The 15339-nt window shown below is 70.3% G+C and carries 13 protein-coding genes; 10 read left to right on the top strand and 3 right to left on the bottom strand.

The genetic code is table 11. From position 1 onward, the window contains the following. Window positions 1-3: 3 nt before the first annotated feature. The 3 genes from galT (at window position 4) to C6361_RS33260 (ending at window position 2808) form a co-directional block, all read left to right on the top strand. On the top strand, window positions 4-1074 hold the full coding sequence (gene galT, locus C6361_RS33270; protein WP_369930876.1) for a galactose-1-phosphate uridylyltransferase: 1071 nt from the start codon (window positions 4-6) through the stop codon (window positions 1072-1074). A gap of 47 nt (window positions 1075-1121) precedes the next feature. Then, on the top strand, window positions 1122-2294 hold the full coding sequence (locus C6361_RS33265; RefSeq protein WP_107270149.1) for a serine hydrolase: 1173 nt from the start codon (window positions 1122-1124) through the stop codon (window positions 2292-2294). 70 nt (window positions 2295-2364) lie between these two features. Beyond that, window positions 2365-2808, top strand: coding sequence for a VOC family protein (locus tag C6361_RS33260; protein ID WP_107270148.1), 444 nt, complete (start codon window positions 2365-2367; stop codon window positions 2806-2808). Between the two features lie 330 nt (window positions 2809-3138). Here the strand turns inward: C6361_RS33260 and C6361_RS33255 are convergent, their stop codons facing one another. Then, complete coding sequence (locus C6361_RS33255) at window positions 3139-4356, bottom strand: NADP-dependent isocitrate dehydrogenase (protein WP_107270147.1); 1218 nt, start codon at window positions 4354-4356, stop codon at window positions 3139-3141. A gap of 81 nt (window positions 4357-4437) precedes the next feature. Between C6361_RS33255 and C6361_RS33250 the strand changes: the two genes are divergently transcribed. Next, a complete protein-coding gene (locus tag C6361_RS33250) occupies window positions 4438-5256 on the top strand; it encodes an MBL fold metallo-hydrolase (RefSeq protein WP_107270146.1) in 819 nt (272 codons plus the stop codon). 62 nt (window positions 5257-5318) lie between these two features. Continuing rightward, window positions 5319-6992: an alkaline phosphatase gene (locus tag C6361_RS33245; RefSeq protein WP_107260691.1), complete on the top strand. Its 1674-nt coding sequence runs from the start codon at window positions 5319-5321 to the stop codon at window positions 6990-6992. Between the two features lie 85 nt (window positions 6993-7077). On the opposite strand, the gene mdh is transcribed toward C6361_RS33245, so the two are convergent. Both mdh and C6361_RS33235 read right to left on the bottom strand, forming a co-directional pair. Then, window positions 7078-8028 carry a malate dehydrogenase gene (gene mdh / locus C6361_RS33240; protein ID WP_107260693.1) on the bottom strand — a complete coding sequence of 317 codons (951 nt, stop codon included), beginning with the start codon at window positions 8026-8028 and terminating at the stop codon, window positions 7078-7080. 131 nt (window positions 8029-8159) lie between these two features. After that, window positions 8160-9041, bottom strand: coding sequence for a bifunctional methylenetetrahydrofolate dehydrogenase/methenyltetrahydrofolate cyclohydrolase (locus C6361_RS33235; protein WP_107270145.1), 882 nt, complete (start codon window positions 9039-9041; stop codon window positions 8160-8162). Between the two features lie 474 nt (window positions 9042-9515). Between C6361_RS33235 and C6361_RS33230 the strand changes: the two genes are divergently transcribed. From C6361_RS33230 to C6361_RS33210, 5 genes are all read left to right on the top strand, one after another. After that, window positions 9516-11147 (top strand): ABC transporter substrate-binding protein, encoded by a 1632-nt coding sequence (locus tag C6361_RS33230; protein ID WP_107260697.1) that lies wholly within the window; start codon window positions 9516-9518, stop codon window positions 11145-11147. 101 nt (window positions 11148-11248) lie between these two features. After that, complete coding sequence (locus C6361_RS33225) at window positions 11249-12187, top strand: ABC transporter permease (protein ID WP_107260699.1); 939 nt, start codon at window positions 11249-11251, stop codon at window positions 12185-12187. A gap of 13 nt (window positions 12188-12200) precedes the next feature. Further along, window positions 12201-13127, top strand: a complete 927-nt coding sequence (locus tag C6361_RS33220) for an ABC transporter permease (RefSeq protein ID WP_107270144.1) — start codon at window positions 12201-12203, stop codon at window positions 13125-13127. A 4-nt stretch (window positions 13128-13131) separates the two neighbouring features. Next, complete coding sequence (locus C6361_RS33215) at window positions 13132-14178, top strand: ABC transporter ATP-binding protein (protein WP_107270143.1); 1047 nt, start codon at window positions 13132-13134, stop codon at window positions 14176-14178. Then, window positions 14165-15208 carry an ABC transporter ATP-binding protein gene (locus C6361_RS33210; protein WP_107270142.1) on the top strand — a complete coding sequence of 348 codons (1044 nt, stop codon included), beginning with the start codon at window positions 14165-14167 and terminating at the stop codon, window positions 15206-15208. Before C6361_RS33215 ends, C6361_RS33210 begins: the two co-directional genes overlap by 14 nt. The last annotated feature ends 131 nt before the right edge of the window (window positions 15209-15339 follow it).

The following is a 15339-nucleotide window of genomic DNA, read 5'->3' as shown; positions in this document are numbered from 1 at the left end:
CGGATGGCGGTCAAACTGGCCGACGGGCGCGAGCTGATCTACTTCGACGAGCACCCGGACGCGGTCCGGGAGGGGCCGGACCGACGGGACCTGCCGCTGCCGCCGCCCGCCTCGCAGCTCCGCTACGACCCGCTGGTCGACGAGTGGGTCGCGGTCGCCGCGCACCGGCAGGGCCGGATCTTCCTGCCGCCGACCGACCAGTGCCCGCTGTGTCCGTCCACTCCGGAACGGTCCAGCGAGATCCCGGCGTACGACTACGACGTGGTGGTCTTCGAGAACCGCTTCCCGGCCTTCAGCGACCGGCCCGGCGACCCGCCCGGCCAGATCACCCCGTACACGGCGGTGCGGCCGGGGACGGGGCGGTGCGAGGTGGTCTGCTTCACCGCCGACCACTCCGCGTCCTTCGCCAGCCTGCCGCCGAGCCGGGTGCGTACCGTGCTGGAGGCGCTCGCCGACCGTACCGCCGCCCTGCGCGGGCTGCCCGGGGTGGAGCAGGTCTTCTGCTTCGAGAACCGGGGGGTGGAGATCGGGGTGACCCTGCACCACCCGCACGGCCAGATCTACGCGTACCCGTTCCTGCCGCCGCGCAGCCGGGCCCTGCTGGCCGCCGCCGGGCGGCACGCGGAACGCACCGGGGGACGCAACCTCTACGCCGACGTACTCGCCGCCGAGCGGGCCGCCGGGGAACGGGTGGTACTGGCCAACGAGCACTGGACGGCGTACGTGCCGGCCGCGGCCCGCTGGCCGTTCGAGGTGCACGTCGCGCCGCACCGCCCGGTACCCGACATCCCGGCGCTGGACGACGCCGAGCGGGACGCCTTCGGCCCGCTCTACCTGGACCTGCTGCGCCGGCTCGACCGGCTCTTCGACCGGCCGCTGCCGTACATCTCGGCCTGGCACCAGGCGCCGGTGCACGCCGACCCGGCCCTGGCGCACCTGCACCTCCAGGTCTTCAGCATCCGGCGGGCGGCGGACAAGCTGAAATACCTGGCCGGCTCGGAGTCGGCGATGGGGGTCTTCATCAACGACATCGCGCCGGAGCGGGCCGCCCAACTGCTCCGGGACGCCGGCTGATCCGCGCACCGACCCTCTTTGTCGGTGCCGGGCCGTAGGCTTCCGCCATGACCGACTGGACCGGGCCGGAGAGACTGCACGCGGCGATGGCGGCGCGGGTCGCCGATGCCGAGCTGCCCGGCCTGGTCACCGTGGTGGCCCGGGGCGACCAGGTGTGGGTCGACCCGATCGGGACGCTGACGGTCGGCGGTGTTGCCCCGATGCGCGCCGACACCATCTTCCGGATCACCTCGATGACCAAGCCGGTGCTCGGGGTCGCCACCATGATGCTGGTCGAGGAGGGTCGACTGGCGCTGGACGAGCCGGTCGACCGGCTGCTGCCCGAGCTGGCCGGGCGCGGCGTGCTCCGCCGGCTCGACGGTCCGCTCGACGACACCGTGCCGGCCGCGCGTCCGACCACCGTCGAGGACCTGCTGACCTTCCGGATGGGGCACGGGATGATCTTCGAGCCGAGCTTCCAACCGGCGTACCCGATCGTCACCGCCACCGACGAGCTTGAGCTGGCGATCGGGCCGCCCGATCCGCGCACCCCGCACGAGCCGGCGGAGTGGCTCCGGCGCTTCGGCACCCTGCCGCTGATGCACCAGCCGGGCGAGCGGTGGCAGTACGATTCCGCCGCCGGCGTGCTGGGCGTGCTGGTCGCCCGGGCCGCCGGCCGACCGCTGCCGGAGGTGCTCCGGGACCGGATATTCGCGCCGCTGGGCATGGTCGACACCGGTTTCACCGTGCCGGCCGCGCACGCCGACCGGTTGGCCGGGTTCTACGCGAAAGACCGCGCGACCGGTGCGCTGGCCGAGCGGGACGTCTCCGGTCCGGCCGAGTGGGCGGCGCCGCCGGTCTTTCCGTCCGGCGCGAACGGATTGGTCTCGACCGCGCCGGACTATCTGGCCTTCGCCCGCCTGCTGCTGTGCCGAGGGGTGCACCAGGGGCGGCGGCTGCTGTCGGAGGAGTCGGTCAAGCTGATCACCACCAACCATCTGACGCCGGAGCAGATCGCCAGCGGCGGCCCGGTGCTCGACGGCTATGGCTGGGGTTACTGCGTCTCCGTCGCCGTCACCCCGGACGAGGCGTCCGCGGTCCCGGGCGGCTACGGCTGGACCGGCGGCTACGGCACCGCCTGGTTCACCGACCCGCACCGGGACCTGATCGCGATCGTGCTGACCCAGACCGCCGACTTCCTCTTCGACGGCGGGCTGGCCGAGTTCCGGAAACTGGCCTGACCGCCGCACTCCGGCGCCGGGCTCGGCAAACCGGCACCACCGTCCGCGTCGGTCTGGACAATGACTGGTCATGGAACAACGCGTGCACTTCGTCACGGTGGCCACCCGGGATCTCGACCGGGCCCGGGACTTCTACGTCGAGGGGCTGGGCTGGACCCCGACCCTGGACGTACCGGACGAGATCCTCTTCTTCCAGGTGGCTCCGGGGGTGGTGCTCGGGCTCTTCGAGGCGGAGGCGTTCGCCGCCGACCTCGGTACCGCAGGGGCGCTGCTGCCGGCACCGACCGGCTTCACCCTGTCGCACAACGTGGCGAGCCCGGCCGAGGTCGACCGGGTACTCGCGCAGGCTGCCGCCGCCGGCGCCACGATCGTCAAGTCCGGCCGGAACGCCGCCTTCGGCGGATACCACGGCTACTTCTCGGACCCGAACGAGCTGCTCTGGGAGGTCGCGCACAACCCGGACTGGCAGGTGGCCGAGGACGGGCGGGTGACGCTCGGCCCGATCGAGGAGTAACCCCCTGGTCTGGCCGCGAAGGGCTCGACATCGGTCAGGAACGAGGGCGCGGGGGGCCCGGGACAGGGCCCCCCGCAGGGAAGGGACGGCCGGCTGTGCGCAACAGCCGGGAAGACCGCTCCATCCGGTACGGACCTCTCGCGGCGGCCTCGACCGGGCCGGTCTTCCTGGACGCGACTGGCATCACGTCCACCCTGTCCAACGAGGGCGCCCCCCGGACAGTAACGGCACAAACCAACCGTTCTTGGACGTCGCCGAGCCGGTCGCCCGGTGGACGTCGACGCCGTGGGAAGGACCACGGGTCGTCGACGCCCACCGGATGCGAGAACGTCAGGCGCCGAGCTTCTTCGCCAGGTTCTGGTCGAGCGCGGCCATGAACTCGTCGGTGGTCAGCCACGGGGCGTCCCGGGAGATCAGCAGGGCCAGGTCCTTGGTCATCTGGCCACCCTCGACGGTCTCCACGCAGACCTGCTCCAGCGCCTCGGCGAACCGGCTCACCTCGGGGGTGCCGTCCAGCTTGCCCCGGTGCGCGAGGCCCCGGGTCCAGGCGAAGATCGAGGCGATCGGGTTGGTCGAGGTCTTCTCGCCCTTCTGCCACTGCCGGTAGTGCCGGGTGACCGTGCCGTGCGCCGCCTCGGCCTCGACCGTACGGCCGTCCGGGGTCATCAGCACCGAGGTCATCAGGCCCAGCGAGCCGAAGCCCTGCGCGACGGTGTCGGACTGCACGTCACCGTCGTAGTTCTTGCAGGCCCAGACGAAGCCGCCCTCCCACTTCAGCGCGGCGGCGACCATGTCGTCGATCAGCCGGTGCTCGTAGGTGATCCCGGCGGCGTCGAAGTCCGACTTGAACTCCGCCTCGAAGACCTCGGCGAAGATGTCCTTGAACCGGCCGTCGTACGCCTTGAGGATGGTGTTCTTGGTGGAGAGGTAGACCGGGTAGCCACGGTCCAGGCCGTACCGGAACGAGGCCCGGGCGAAGTCCCGGATCGAGTCGTCGAAGTTGTACATCCCCATCGTGACGCCGCCACCGGGGAAGTTCGCCACCTCCATCTCGACCGGGGCGCCGCCGTCGGTCGGGGTGTAGGTGATGGTGACCGTGCCCGGCCCCGGCACCACGAAGTCGGTCGCCTTGTACTGGTCGCCGTGCGCGTGCCGGCCGATGATGATCGGCTTGGTCCAGCCCGGTACCAGCCGGGGCACGTTGGACATGATGATCGGCTCGCGGAAGACCACGCCGCCGAGGATGTTCCGGATGGTGCCGTTCGGCGAACGCCACATCTTCTTGAGGCCGAACTCCTCCACCCGGGCCTCGTCCGGGGTGATGGTGGCGCACTTCACGCCGACCCCGTGCTGCTTGATCGCGTTCGCCGCGTCGACCGTCACCTGGTCGTCGGTCTCGTCGCGGTACTGGATCGACAGGTCGTAGTAGTGCAGGTCGACGTCGAGGTACGGCAGGATCAGCTGATCGCGGATCTGCTTCCAGATGATCCGGGTCATCTCGTCGCCGTCGAGTTCTACCACCGGATTCGTAACCTTGATCTTCGCCATCGGGCGACGCTCCTCTCCGGGACATCTGCTCTAGCAGTACGAGCGTACTGGAGAGCGCCGGGCGCCCGTACACTGCCTGCCATGCTCAGCCGTTCCGTGGGCCCGGTCACCGTCGTCGCGCTGCCGGACGCCGAGGGGCTGTTCTTCCAGCCCCGCACCGAGGCGTTCCCGACCGCCACCGCCGCACACTGGCGGCTGGCCGACGAACGCGACCCGGGCGCGGTGACCGCCGACGGGCAGTGGCGACTGCCGTTCCGCTGCTTCGCGCTCCGCTTCGACGACGGCCCCGCCGCCGGCCGGGTGATCCTGGTCGACGCCGGCATCGGCCCGGCCGACGCCCCCGCCCGGAGCTGGGCCCCGGTCCCCGGCCGGCTGCCGGCCGAACTCGCCGCCGCCGGCATCGCGCCGGAGCAGGTCGACACGGTGATCCTCACCCACCTGCACACCGACCACGTCGGCTGGGCGGTCACCGGAGATCCGGGTACGCCGTACTTCGGCAACGCCCGCTATCTGCTGCAACGGGCCGAGATCGCGGCGTTCCGCCGACACGACCCCTCCGGGGTGGCCGGCTACCTGCTCGACCCGCTCACCGCCGCCGGACAGCTCGACGCGCTCGACGGCGACCTGCGGCTCGCCCCCGGGGTACGGATCGTCGCCACCCCCGGCCACACCCCCGGGCACCAGTCGGTGCTGGTCGAGCACTCCGACCAGGCGCTGCTGCTCACCGGCGACCTACTGGTGCACGCGGTGCAACTGGTCGCGCCCGAGCTGCCGTACGCGCACGAGGACGACCCGGTCACCGCCCGCGCCTCCCGGGAGCGACTCCTCGCCGAGCTGGCCGCCCGGCCGGCCGGCACGCTCGGCACCCCGCACCTGAGTACACCCTTCGTTCCGCTGTAGTACTGCTTCAGGTCGATTGTTACCGGTGGCGTGCTTCGCCCCAGCTGCGCAGCATCGAGGGCATGACTCCTGCGTACCCGTTCAACCGCCGACGCTTCGTCTCGGCGGCCGGTGCCGCGACCGCCGGCCTGGTGGTCGGACCGATGCTGCTCGACCAGACGGGGGCGGCGGCACACATCCCGTCCCATGCCGGCGGACCGCTGCCGACCGGCCTCTTCACCCTCGGGGTCGCCTCCGGTGACCCGCTGCCGGACGGCGTGGTGCTCTGGACCCGCCTCGCCCCGCAGCCGCTGCTCGGCGGCGGCATGCCGGACCGGCCGGTACCGGTGCACTGGGAGGTCGCCGAGGACGAGCGGTTCCGCCGGATCCGTCGCCGGGGCACCGCGCTCGCCGTGACCGAGCTGGCCCACTCGGTGCACGTGGAGGTCTCCGGGCTGCGCGCCGACGCCGAGTACCACTACCGGTTCCGGGTCGGTCGGGAAAACTCCCCGGTCGGCCGTACCCGGACCGCACCGGCGGCGCACGCCCGGCCCCGGCGACTGCGGTTCGCCTTCGCGAGCTGCCAGGACTACCAGGCCGGGGCGTACACCGCGCACCAGCACCTGGCCGAGGAGGAGCTCGCCTTCGTGGCGTTCCTCGGCGACTACATCTACGAGAACCGGCCGAATCCGGCGGCGTACCGGGTGCACCAGGGCACCGACGAGCCGTACTCGCTGACCGACTACCGCAACCAGCACGCGCAGTACAAGACCGACCCTGACCTGCAACGGGCGCACGCGGCGTTTCCGTGGGTGGTCACCTTCGACGACCACGAGCTGGACAACAACTGGGCCGACGAGATCCCGCAGGATCCGGCCCAGCAGACCCCGGAGGCGTTCCGGGAACGCCGCAGAGCCGCCTTCCAGGCGTACTACGAGCACATGCCGCTGCGCCGGTCGGCCCTGCCCCGCGGCCTGGACCTGCGGCTCTACCGGCGGTTCCGCTTCGGCGACCTGGCCAGCGTGCACGTGCTGGACACCCGGCAGTACCGCAGCGACCAGCCGGCCACCCTCGCCGACGCGCAGAACCCGGAGCTGTCGATGACCGGGCCGGAGCAGGAACGCTGGCTGGTGCACGGGATGCGGTCGGCCGGCAGCCGCTGGAACCTGCTGGCCAACCAGGTGATGTGGGCGTCCAACGACCGGCAGGCCGGTCCGGGGCAGACCTTCGACCTGGACAACTGGGACGGCTACCGGGCGCAGCGCCGCCGGCTGCTGGAGTTCTTCGGCTCCGGCCAGGTGGCCAACCCGGTGGTGCTGACCGGGGACCGGCACTGCACCTGGGTCTGTGACCTGAAGCCGGACTTCGACGACCCGGCCTCACCGGTGGTCGGCGCCGAGATCACCGGTACGTCGATCACCTCGGGCGGCAACCCGGACACCGCCGCCTTCCACCGCACGTACGACCCGATCATGGCGGAGAGCCCGCACTGGAAGTACATCGACAACCAGCGCGGCTATCTGGTCTGCGACGTGACCCCGGAGCGGATGCTCAGCTCGTTGCGGCTGGTCGACACCGTCTGGGCGCCCACCGCCACGGTGCGGACCGCCGCCGAGTTCGTCGTGCTCGCCGGTGAGCCGGGCATCTCGGTGCTCAGCCAGGAGGGCCCGGCCGCCACCGCCGCCGCGCGCAGCCGGGCGAGCACCGGCCCGACCTATCAGGTGACCGAGCACCAGGACTCCTTCCCGCTGCGCTGACCGGCGGTCCGACGGGCTCGGAACGGGAGGAAGCAGGTGGGGCCCGGCGTACGGACACGCCGGGCCCCACCGTTGTGCTGATCGATCACATGTTGGCGACGTCGGCCTGCTTGGCCCGGACCGCCTCCGCGGCGGCCTTCAGGCTCTCGATCTCGTCGGCGTCCAGCGGCGTCTCCACGATCCGGCGCACGCCCTCCCGGCCGATCTCCGCCTCGACACCCAGGTAGACCCCGGAGATGCCGAACTCGCCGTCGACCCAGGCGCAGACCGGCATGACCTCGCCGGAGTCGGTGGCCACGGCCCGGGCCATCCGGGCGGCGGCGGCCGACGGCGCGTAGTACGCCGAACCGGTCTTGAGCAGCGCGACCACCTCGGCTCCGCCGTTGCGGGTGCGTACCACCAGCTCCTCGATCTGCTCCGCCGGCATCACGTCGCGCAGCGGCTTGCCGTCCACGGTGCTGCGGGACGGCACCGGCACCATCGTGTCGCCGTGCGAGCCGAGGGTGAGGGTCCGGACCGAGCCGACCTTCACGCCGAGCGCCTCGGCGACGAAGTTGGTGAACCGGGCGGTGTCGAGCATGCCGGCCTGGCCGAGCACCCGGTTCCTGGGGAACTGGGTGGCGATCTGGGCCAGCGCGGTCATCTCGTCCAGCGGGTTGGAGACGACGATGACCACGGCGTTCGGGGCGTACTTGGCGACGTTCTCGGCGACCTGGCGGACGATCCGGGCGTTGGTCTCCAGCAGGTCCATCCGGCTCATGCCCGGCTTGCGGGGCAGCCCGGCGGTGATCACGACGACGTCGGAGCCCTCGATCTGCTCGTAGCCCTCGCCGCCCTTGCCGGTCGTCACGCCGACGACCTTGGTCTCGAAGCCCTCGACCGGGCGCGACTGGTTGAGGTCCAGCGCGATGCCCTCGGGCTTGCCCTCGATGATGTCGGTGATCACGACAGTGTCGAAGACGTCGTACTCCGCCAGGCGCTGCGCGGTCGTCGAGCCGTAGAAGCCGGCACCGACTACGGTGACCTTTTTGCCCATGGTCGTCCCACTCCCTGATACCCGTCTGGTTATTTCCGGACGGTATCAGTCAGGAGTGTTCGGTTTTGGCCAGGGGCGGAATTGCCTGCCGTCGCTCACATCCGCCGGACGGGCGGGACCGGGTGCCGACCTCAGCCCTGCTCCACCGGCTCCAGCCCGGCCTCGGCCCGCTCCACCACGTTGGCCAGCAGCATCGCCCGGGTCATCGGGCCGACCCCGCCCGGCATCGGTACCAGCTTGCCGGCCACCTCGGCGACGTCCGGACCGACGTCCCCGGTGTAGCGGCCCTTGCCGTCCGCACCGATCACCCGGGTGATCCCGACGTCGACCACCACCGCGCCCGGCCGGACCATGTCGGCGGTGAGCAGTCCCGGCACGCCGGCCGCCACGATCACGATGTCGGCGGCCCGGGTGTGCGCGGCCAGGTCGAGGGTGCCGGTGTGGCAGAGCGTCACGGTGGCGTTCTCGCTGCGTCGGGTCAGCAGCAGCCCGAGCGGCCGGCCGACGGTGTTGCCCCGGCCGACCACCGCCACCTCGGCGCCGCGCAGCGGCACGTCGTGCCGGCGCAGCAGCTCGACGATGCCGCGCGGGGTGCAGGGCAGCGGCCCGGGATAGCCGAGCACCAGCCGGCCGAGGTTGACCGGGTGCAGCCCGTCGGCGTCCTTGTCCGGGTCGATCATCTCCAGCACCCGCTGGGTGTCGAGCTGCGCCGGGAGCGGGAGCTGCACGATGTAGCCGTGGCAGGCCGGGTCGGCGTTGAGTTCGGCGACCGTGGCGTCGACCTGTTCCTGGGTGGCGTCGGCCGGCAGCTCCCGGCGGATCGAGGCGATGCCGACCTCGGCGCAGTCCCGGTGCTTGCCGTTGACGTACGCCTGGGAGCCGGGATCCTCGCCGACCAGTACGGTGCCCAGCCCCGGCACGACGCCCCGATCGGCGAGCGCCTTCACCCGGTCCCGGAGTTCGTCCTTGATGTGTGCCGCGGTCGCTTTGCCGTCGAGAAGGGTCGCCGTCACAGCCAGATCGTCTCACGCGGTACGGCGGGTCGGCCCGGCACCCGGCTGGTCGGTACCGGGATCGGCCACTCGGCCAAGGCCCCTTCGGCCGGGCGACCGGCACGGGATGCTAACTATACGTAGCCGTGTTCTTAGTCACGCTCAGTGAGATCTTGTGGAGTTGTCCACAATATGGAAGACGCGATCAGGGCGAATACGGATTAATCTCCGAGGCGGCGTTGCCCGGCTCACACCGCCCAGCCCGTACCGTTGGGCCGGATAAGTTCCGGATGACCGAATCTGCGGATCGGCCGGACCAGCCTTCCGATAGCAGCTCAACCGGCATATGTGCAAGTCCTGTCGGGGGGCTGTGTTACTGACTCGTAATCATCCAGTTTGGCCAGGGGTCCTGCTCCGACCTACCTTTGCCGAGCGTTGCACAGCGTTACCTCTGTGTGGGGACGGCTGCTCAGCGTAAGGAGACGAGGAGGCTCAATGCAGGTTCGTAGGCTCGCTGCCTGGACCGCCCTCCCCCTTGCCGCGACCCTCGGCCTCGTGGCCTGTGGCGGGGGCGGCGACTCGGGGGAGAGCGACCCGAATGCGACGGTTTCGATCCAGATCGCGGAACCGCAGCACCTGATCCCGACCAACACCAACGAGTCGAGCGGTAACCAGGTGCTCTCCGCCCTGTTCACCCCGCTGGTCGACTACGACGAGCAGAACAAGCCGTTCGAGGTCGCCGCCGAGTCCGTGAACTCGACCGACAACGTGACCTGGACGATCAAGCTGAAGGACGGCTACACCTTCCACAACGGCGAGAAGGTGACCGCGGACAGCTACATCAACGCCTGGAACTACGGCGCCTACGCGCCGAACGGGCAGGGCAACAGCTACTTCTTCGAGAAGATCGCCGGCTACGAGGACCTCCAGTCCGAGGACCCGGACGGCGACGGCCCGCAGAAGGCGCCGGAGCCGAAGGCCACCACGATGAGCGGGCTGAAGAAGGTCGACGACCTGACCTTCACGGTGACGCTGGCCAAGCCGTACACCGAGTTCAAGACCGTGCTCGGCTACACCGCGTTCTACCCGCTGCCGGCCGCCGCCTTCTCGGCACCCGGCGTGATCAAGGACGGCTTCGAGGACGCCCCGATCGGCAACGGCCCCTTCAAGATGAAGGGCACCTGGCAGCACGACGCCAAGGTCGAGGTCGAGCGCTACGACGCGTACCCGGGCGAGAAGCCGAAGGTCGCCGGTGCCGAGTTCCGGATCTACCAGCAGCTCACCGCCGCGTACGCGGACGTGCTCTCGGACAACCTCGACGTGGACGTGACCGTCCCGACCGAGAACCTGAGCACCGCGGCCACCGACCTCGGTGACCGGTTCAAGCAGAGCCCGGCCTCCTCCTTCCAGTTCGTGGCCTTCCCCACGTTCGAGGAGGAGTTCAGCAAGCCGGACGTCCGCAAGGCGGTCTCCATGGCGATCGACCGGGACGAGATCAGCAAGTCCATCTTCAAGGGTTCGCAGATCTCGGCGCGCTCGTTCGTCTCCCCGGTGGTCGCCGGCTACCGCGACGACACCTGCGGCGAGGCCTGCGAGTTCAACCCGGGCAAGGCCAAGGAGCTCTACCAGGCCGCGGGTGGACCGAGCGAGCTGAAGATCACCTACAACGGTGACGGCGGGCACAAGGACTGGGTCGACGCGACCTGCAACCAGCTCAAGGCCAACCTGGGCGTGGAGTGCGTGGGTGTCGCCGAGCCGAAGTTCTCGGACCTGCTGACCAAGGTCGACAACAAGCAGCCGGTCGGCCTGATCCGGCTGGGCTGGCTGATGGACTACCCGTCCATGGAGAACTACCTCGGCCCGCTGTACACCACCAACGGCTCGTCGAACTACTACGGGTACAGCAACCCGGAGTTCGACCGGCTGGTGCAGGAGGGTACGACGGCCGCGACCGCGGACGAGGCGGTCAAGAAGTACCAGCAGGCCGAGGACATCCTGGCCGCCGAGATGCCGGTGATCCCGCTCCGGTTCGGCCAGAACGTCTACGCGCACTCGACCCGGGTCAAGAACGTCGAGGTCGACCTCTTCCAGGTCGTCGACATGACCAAGATCGAGGTCGTCAGCTGAGCTGACCGCACGGCCGGTCCGGGCCACCCGGTAACTCCTCGGGTGGCCCGGACCGTTTCCCGCACACCGCGCCCCAGCCATCCCCACGGAGAGTAAGCAGCATGTTCCGCTACATCGTGCGGCGCCTGCTTCAGATGGTCCTGGCCTTCTTCGGGACCACTCTGATCGTCTACGCGCTGATGTTCGCCGGACAGGGTGACCCCATCCAGGCACTCGCCGGTGAGCGCCCGGTCAGCGAGGCGCAGCGGGCGTACCTGACCGAGAAGTTCCACCTCGACCAGACCGGTGTCGGTGGGTTCTTCTACCGCTACTTCGACTACGTCGGCAACCTCCTCCGGGGCGACCTCGGTGACTCGCTCACCGGCCGGGAGATCGGCGACATGCTGGCCCAGGCCTGGCCGGTCACCGTGAAGCTCGCGATCATCGGACTGCTGGTGGCGATCGTGGTCGGCGTCACCGCCGGGGTCATCGCCGGGCTGCGCCGGGGCGGCATCTTCGACAACGCCACCCTGGCGCTGACCCTGCTGGTGCTCGGCATCCCGACCATCGTGCTGGCGCCGCTCGCCCAGTACTTCCTCGGCGTCAAGCTGCCGCTCTTCCCGCCGACCGCCGGCTCCGATCCCAGCATCTACGCCCTGCTGCTGCCCGGCATCGTGCTCGGCTCCCTGTCGCTGGCCACCGCGCTGCGGCTGACCCGTACCTCGGTCGCCGAGAACCTGCGCTCCGACTACGTACGGACCGCGAAGGCCAAGGGGCTGCCGGTGCGCCGCATCGTCAGCGTGCACGTACTCCGGAACTCGCTGATCCCGGTGATCACCTTCCTCGGCGTCGAACTCGGCAACCTGATGAGCGGCGCGATCATCACCGAGGGTGTCTTCAACATCCCGGGCGTCGGGTTCAACCTCTTCCGCGGCATCAAGACCGAGGACGGCCCGCTGGTGGTCGGCCTGGTCAGCGTGCTGGTCGTGGTCTATCTGGTGTCGAACCTCGTGGTGGACGTCCTCTACGCCGTCCTCGACCCCCGCATCCGGTACGAGTGAGGGATCAACAGGCATGAGTGAGCTTGAGACTGTCGCCGCGGCCGGGACGGCCGGCGGCAAGGCCGGGACCGACCCGGCCGCCCGGCCGCGCAGCCTGGCCGGCGACGCCTGGCGCGACCTGCGCCGCAACCCAATCTTCTGGATCTCCCTGGTACTGGTCCTCGCGGTCACCGCGATGGCGGCCTTCCCCGGCCTCTTCACCGCGAACGACCCGCACGACTGCACGCTCGCCCGGCAGCACGCCGGCCCCGGCGGCGGCGCCCCGTTCGGGTACGACTTCCAGGGCTGCGACATCTACGCCCGCGCCGTCTTCGGTGCCCGGGCGTCGCTGCTGGTCGGCGCCTTCTCCGCACTGGTCACCGGGCTGATCGCGATCACCGTCGGCATGCTCGCCGGCTACTTCGGCCGGTGGGTCGACGCGGCGCTCTCCCGGGTGATCGACGTGGTCCTCGGCATCCCGCTGCTGCTCGCCGCGATCGTGATGCTCAAGCGGATCAGCAGCGACAGCCCGAACGTCCGGATCGTCGCGGTGATCTTCGTACTCGCGATCCTCGGCTGGACCACCGCCGCCCGGGTGATCCGCTCCTCGGTGATCAGCGCCAAGCAGCAGGACTACGTGGCGGCGGCCCGGATGCTCGGCGCCGGCAACGGCCGGACCATGTGGCGACACATCCTGCCCAACTCGCTGGCCCCGGTGATCGTGGTGCTGACCATCGCACTCGGCTCGTTCATCGCCGCCGAGGCGACGCTCTCCTTCCTCGGCATCGGCCTGAAGGCCCCGACCATCTCCTGGGGCATCGACATCGACGCCGGGCGGACGCACATGCGGGAGTCGGCGGTCCCGCTGGTGGTGCCCTCGACCTTCCTGGCGCTGACCGTACTGGCCTTCATCATGCTCGGCGACGCGATCCGCGACGCCTTCGACCCGAAGCTGCGGTGACCACATGACGGTTTACCTGAACGAACGAAGCGGACTCGGCGACCGGCGACCGGCCGGGGACGACGGCGGGCACCTGCTGGAGGTACGGGACCTCTTCGTCGAGTTCCGCACCCGGGACGGCGTCGCCAAGGTGATCAACGGCGTCTCGTACCACCTGGACGCCGGGGAGACCCTGGCGGTGCTCGGCGAGTCGGGCTCCGGCAAGTCGGTGACCGCCCAGGCGATCATGGGCATCCTGGACATGCCGCCGGCGGTCATCCCGTCCGGCCAGATCCTCTACCGCGGTACGGACCTGCTGAAGCTCGGCGAGGAGGAGCGCCGGAAGGTACGCGGCAAGCAGATCTCGATGATCTTCCAGGACGCGCTCTCCGCGCTGAACCCGGTCTTCCCGGTCGGCTGGCAGATCGGTGAGATGCTGCGGCTGCGCGAGGGAATGTCCCGGGCCCAGGCCAAGCGCCGGGCGATCGAGCTGATGGAACTGGTCAAGATCCCGGCCGCGAAGCAGCGGATCGGGGACTACCCGCACCAGTTCTCCGGCGGCATGCGCCAGCGCGTCATGATCGCGATGTCGCTGGCGCTGGACCCGGCGGTGCTGATCGCCGACGAGCCCACCACCGCGCTGGACGTGACCGTGCAGGCGCAGATCATGGACCTGCTCGGCGAACTGCGCCGGGACCTGAACATGGCGATGATCCTGATCACCCACGACCTCGGGGTGGTCGCCGACGTCGCCGACCGGATCGCCGTGATGTACGCCGGCCGGATCGTCGAGCACGCCGACGTGCACTCGCTGTACGAGGCACCGGCACACCCGTACACCAAGGGGTTGCTGGAGTCGATTCCCCGGCTCGACCTCAAGGGCCAGCGGCTGACCACGATCAAGGGGCTGCCGCCCAACCTGATGCGCATCCCCAGTGGATGCCCGTTCCACCCGCGCTGCCCGTACGCCCGACAGGAGTGCGTCGACGTCGTGCCGGCGAGCCGGTCGCTCGGCAACGGCCGGACCAGCGCCTGCCACTTCGCCCAGGAGGTCCTCGATGGCACCCTCTGACCAGCAGACCAGCCCGGCCAAGCCGCGCGGCGAGACCGTGCTGCGGGTCGAGAACGTCGTCAAGCACTTCCCGATCACCCAGGGCATCGTCTTCAAGCGGCAGATCGGCGCCGTCAAGGCGGTCGACGGGGTCAGCTTCGAACTGAACCGGGGCGAGACCCTCGGCATCGTCGGCGAGTCCGGCTGCGGCAAGTCGACCCTGGCCAAGCTGCTGATGCGGCTGGAGACGCCGACCTCGGGCCGGGCGATGCTGGAGGGCCGGGACCTGTTCAAGCTCTCCGGCGGGGAACTGCGCCGGATGCGCCGGAACGTGCAGATGGTCATGCAGGATCCCTACACCTCGCTGAACCCGAGGATGACGGTCGGCGACATCATCGGCGAGCCGTTCGACATCCACCCGGACGCGGCGCCGCGCGGCTCCCGCCGGCAGCGGGTGCAGGAACTGCTGGACCTGGTCGGATTGAACCCGGAGCACATCAACCGCTATCCGCACCAGTTCTCGGGCGGGCAGCGGCAGCGGATCGGGATCGCCCGGGCGTTGGCGCTCAAGCCGGAGATCATCGTCTGTGACGAGCCGGTGTCGGCGCTGGACGTGTCGATCCAGGCGCAGGTGATCAACCTGCTGGAGAGCCTCCAGGACGAACTCGGGCTCTCGTACATCTTCATCGCGCACGACCTGTCCGTGGTGCGGCACATCGCCGACCGGGTCGCGGTGATGTACCTGGGCAAGATCGTGGAGATCGGTACCGAGGACGAGATCTACGAGCGGCCCACGCATCCGTACACCCAGGCGCTGCTCTCGGCGGTGCCGGTGCCGGACCCGAAGGCCCGGGCGCACCGCGAGGTCATCCGGCTCGACGGTGACGTGCCGTCGCCGGCCAACCCGCCCTCCGGCTGCCGGTTCCGCACCCGGTGCTGGAAGGCGCAGGAGATCTGCGCCACCCAGGAGCCGCAGCTCGTGCTCCGGGCCGTCGAGCCGCACCCGTCCGCCTGCCACTTCGCCGAGCTCAAGCAGCACGTCGTCTCCTGACCCCGCTCCGGCCGGCGGGCCCTGGTTCCGACCGGGCGGCCGTCGGCCTGGTCGTGCCTACCTCTGGCGGAGGCTGTCGAGCTGGGTGCGCAGGCGGGGCGCGACAATCCCGACATCGCGTCGCCTACACC

The organism is Plantactinospora sp. BC1 (assembly GCF_003030345.1).
Lineage (GTDB): Bacteria > Actinomycetota > Actinomycetes > Mycobacteriales > Micromonosporaceae > Plantactinospora.
The sequence above is the reverse complement of the archived record's forward strand: the minus strand, read 5'-3'. Positions and strand labels throughout refer to the sequence as shown.

Coding starts and splice junctions, on each gene's coding strand:
- galT (WP_369930876.1), top strand. CDS start 4: ATGGCGGTCAAACTGGCCGACGGGCGCGAGCTGATCTACTTCGACGAG.
- C6361_RS33265 (WP_107270149.1), top strand. CDS start 1,122: ATGACCGACTGGACCGGGCCGGAGAGACTGCACGCGGCGATGGCGGCG.
- C6361_RS33260 (WP_107270148.1), top strand. CDS start 2,365: ATGGAACAACGCGTGCACTTCGTCACGGTGGCCACCCGGGATCTCGAC.
- C6361_RS33255 (WP_107270147.1), bottom strand. CDS start 4,356: ATGGCGAAGATCAAGGTTACGAATCCGGTGGTAGAACTCGACGGCGAC.
- C6361_RS33250 (WP_107270146.1), top strand. CDS start 4,438: ATGCTCAGCCGTTCCGTGGGCCCGGTCACCGTCGTCGCGCTGCCGGAC.
- C6361_RS33245 (WP_107260691.1), top strand. CDS start 5,319: ATGACTCCTGCGTACCCGTTCAACCGCCGACGCTTCGTCTCGGCGGCC.
- mdh (WP_107260693.1), bottom strand. CDS start 8,028: ATGGGCAAAAAGGTCACCGTAGTCGGTGCCGGCTTCTACGGCTCGACG.
- C6361_RS33230 (WP_107260697.1), top strand. CDS start 9,516: ATGCAGGTTCGTAGGCTCGCTGCCTGGACCGCCCTCCCCCTTGCCGCG.
- C6361_RS33225 (WP_107260699.1), top strand. CDS start 11,249: ATGTTCCGCTACATCGTGCGGCGCCTGCTTCAGATGGTCCTGGCCTTC.
- C6361_RS33220 (WP_107270144.1), top strand. CDS start 12,201: ATGAGTGAGCTTGAGACTGTCGCCGCGGCCGGGACGGCCGGCGGCAAG.
- C6361_RS33215 (WP_107270143.1), top strand. CDS start 13,132: ATGACGGTTTACCTGAACGAACGAAGCGGACTCGGCGACCGGCGACCG.
- C6361_RS33210 (WP_107270142.1), top strand. CDS start 14,165: ATGGCACCCTCTGACCAGCAGACCAGCCCGGCCAAGCCGCGCGGCGAG.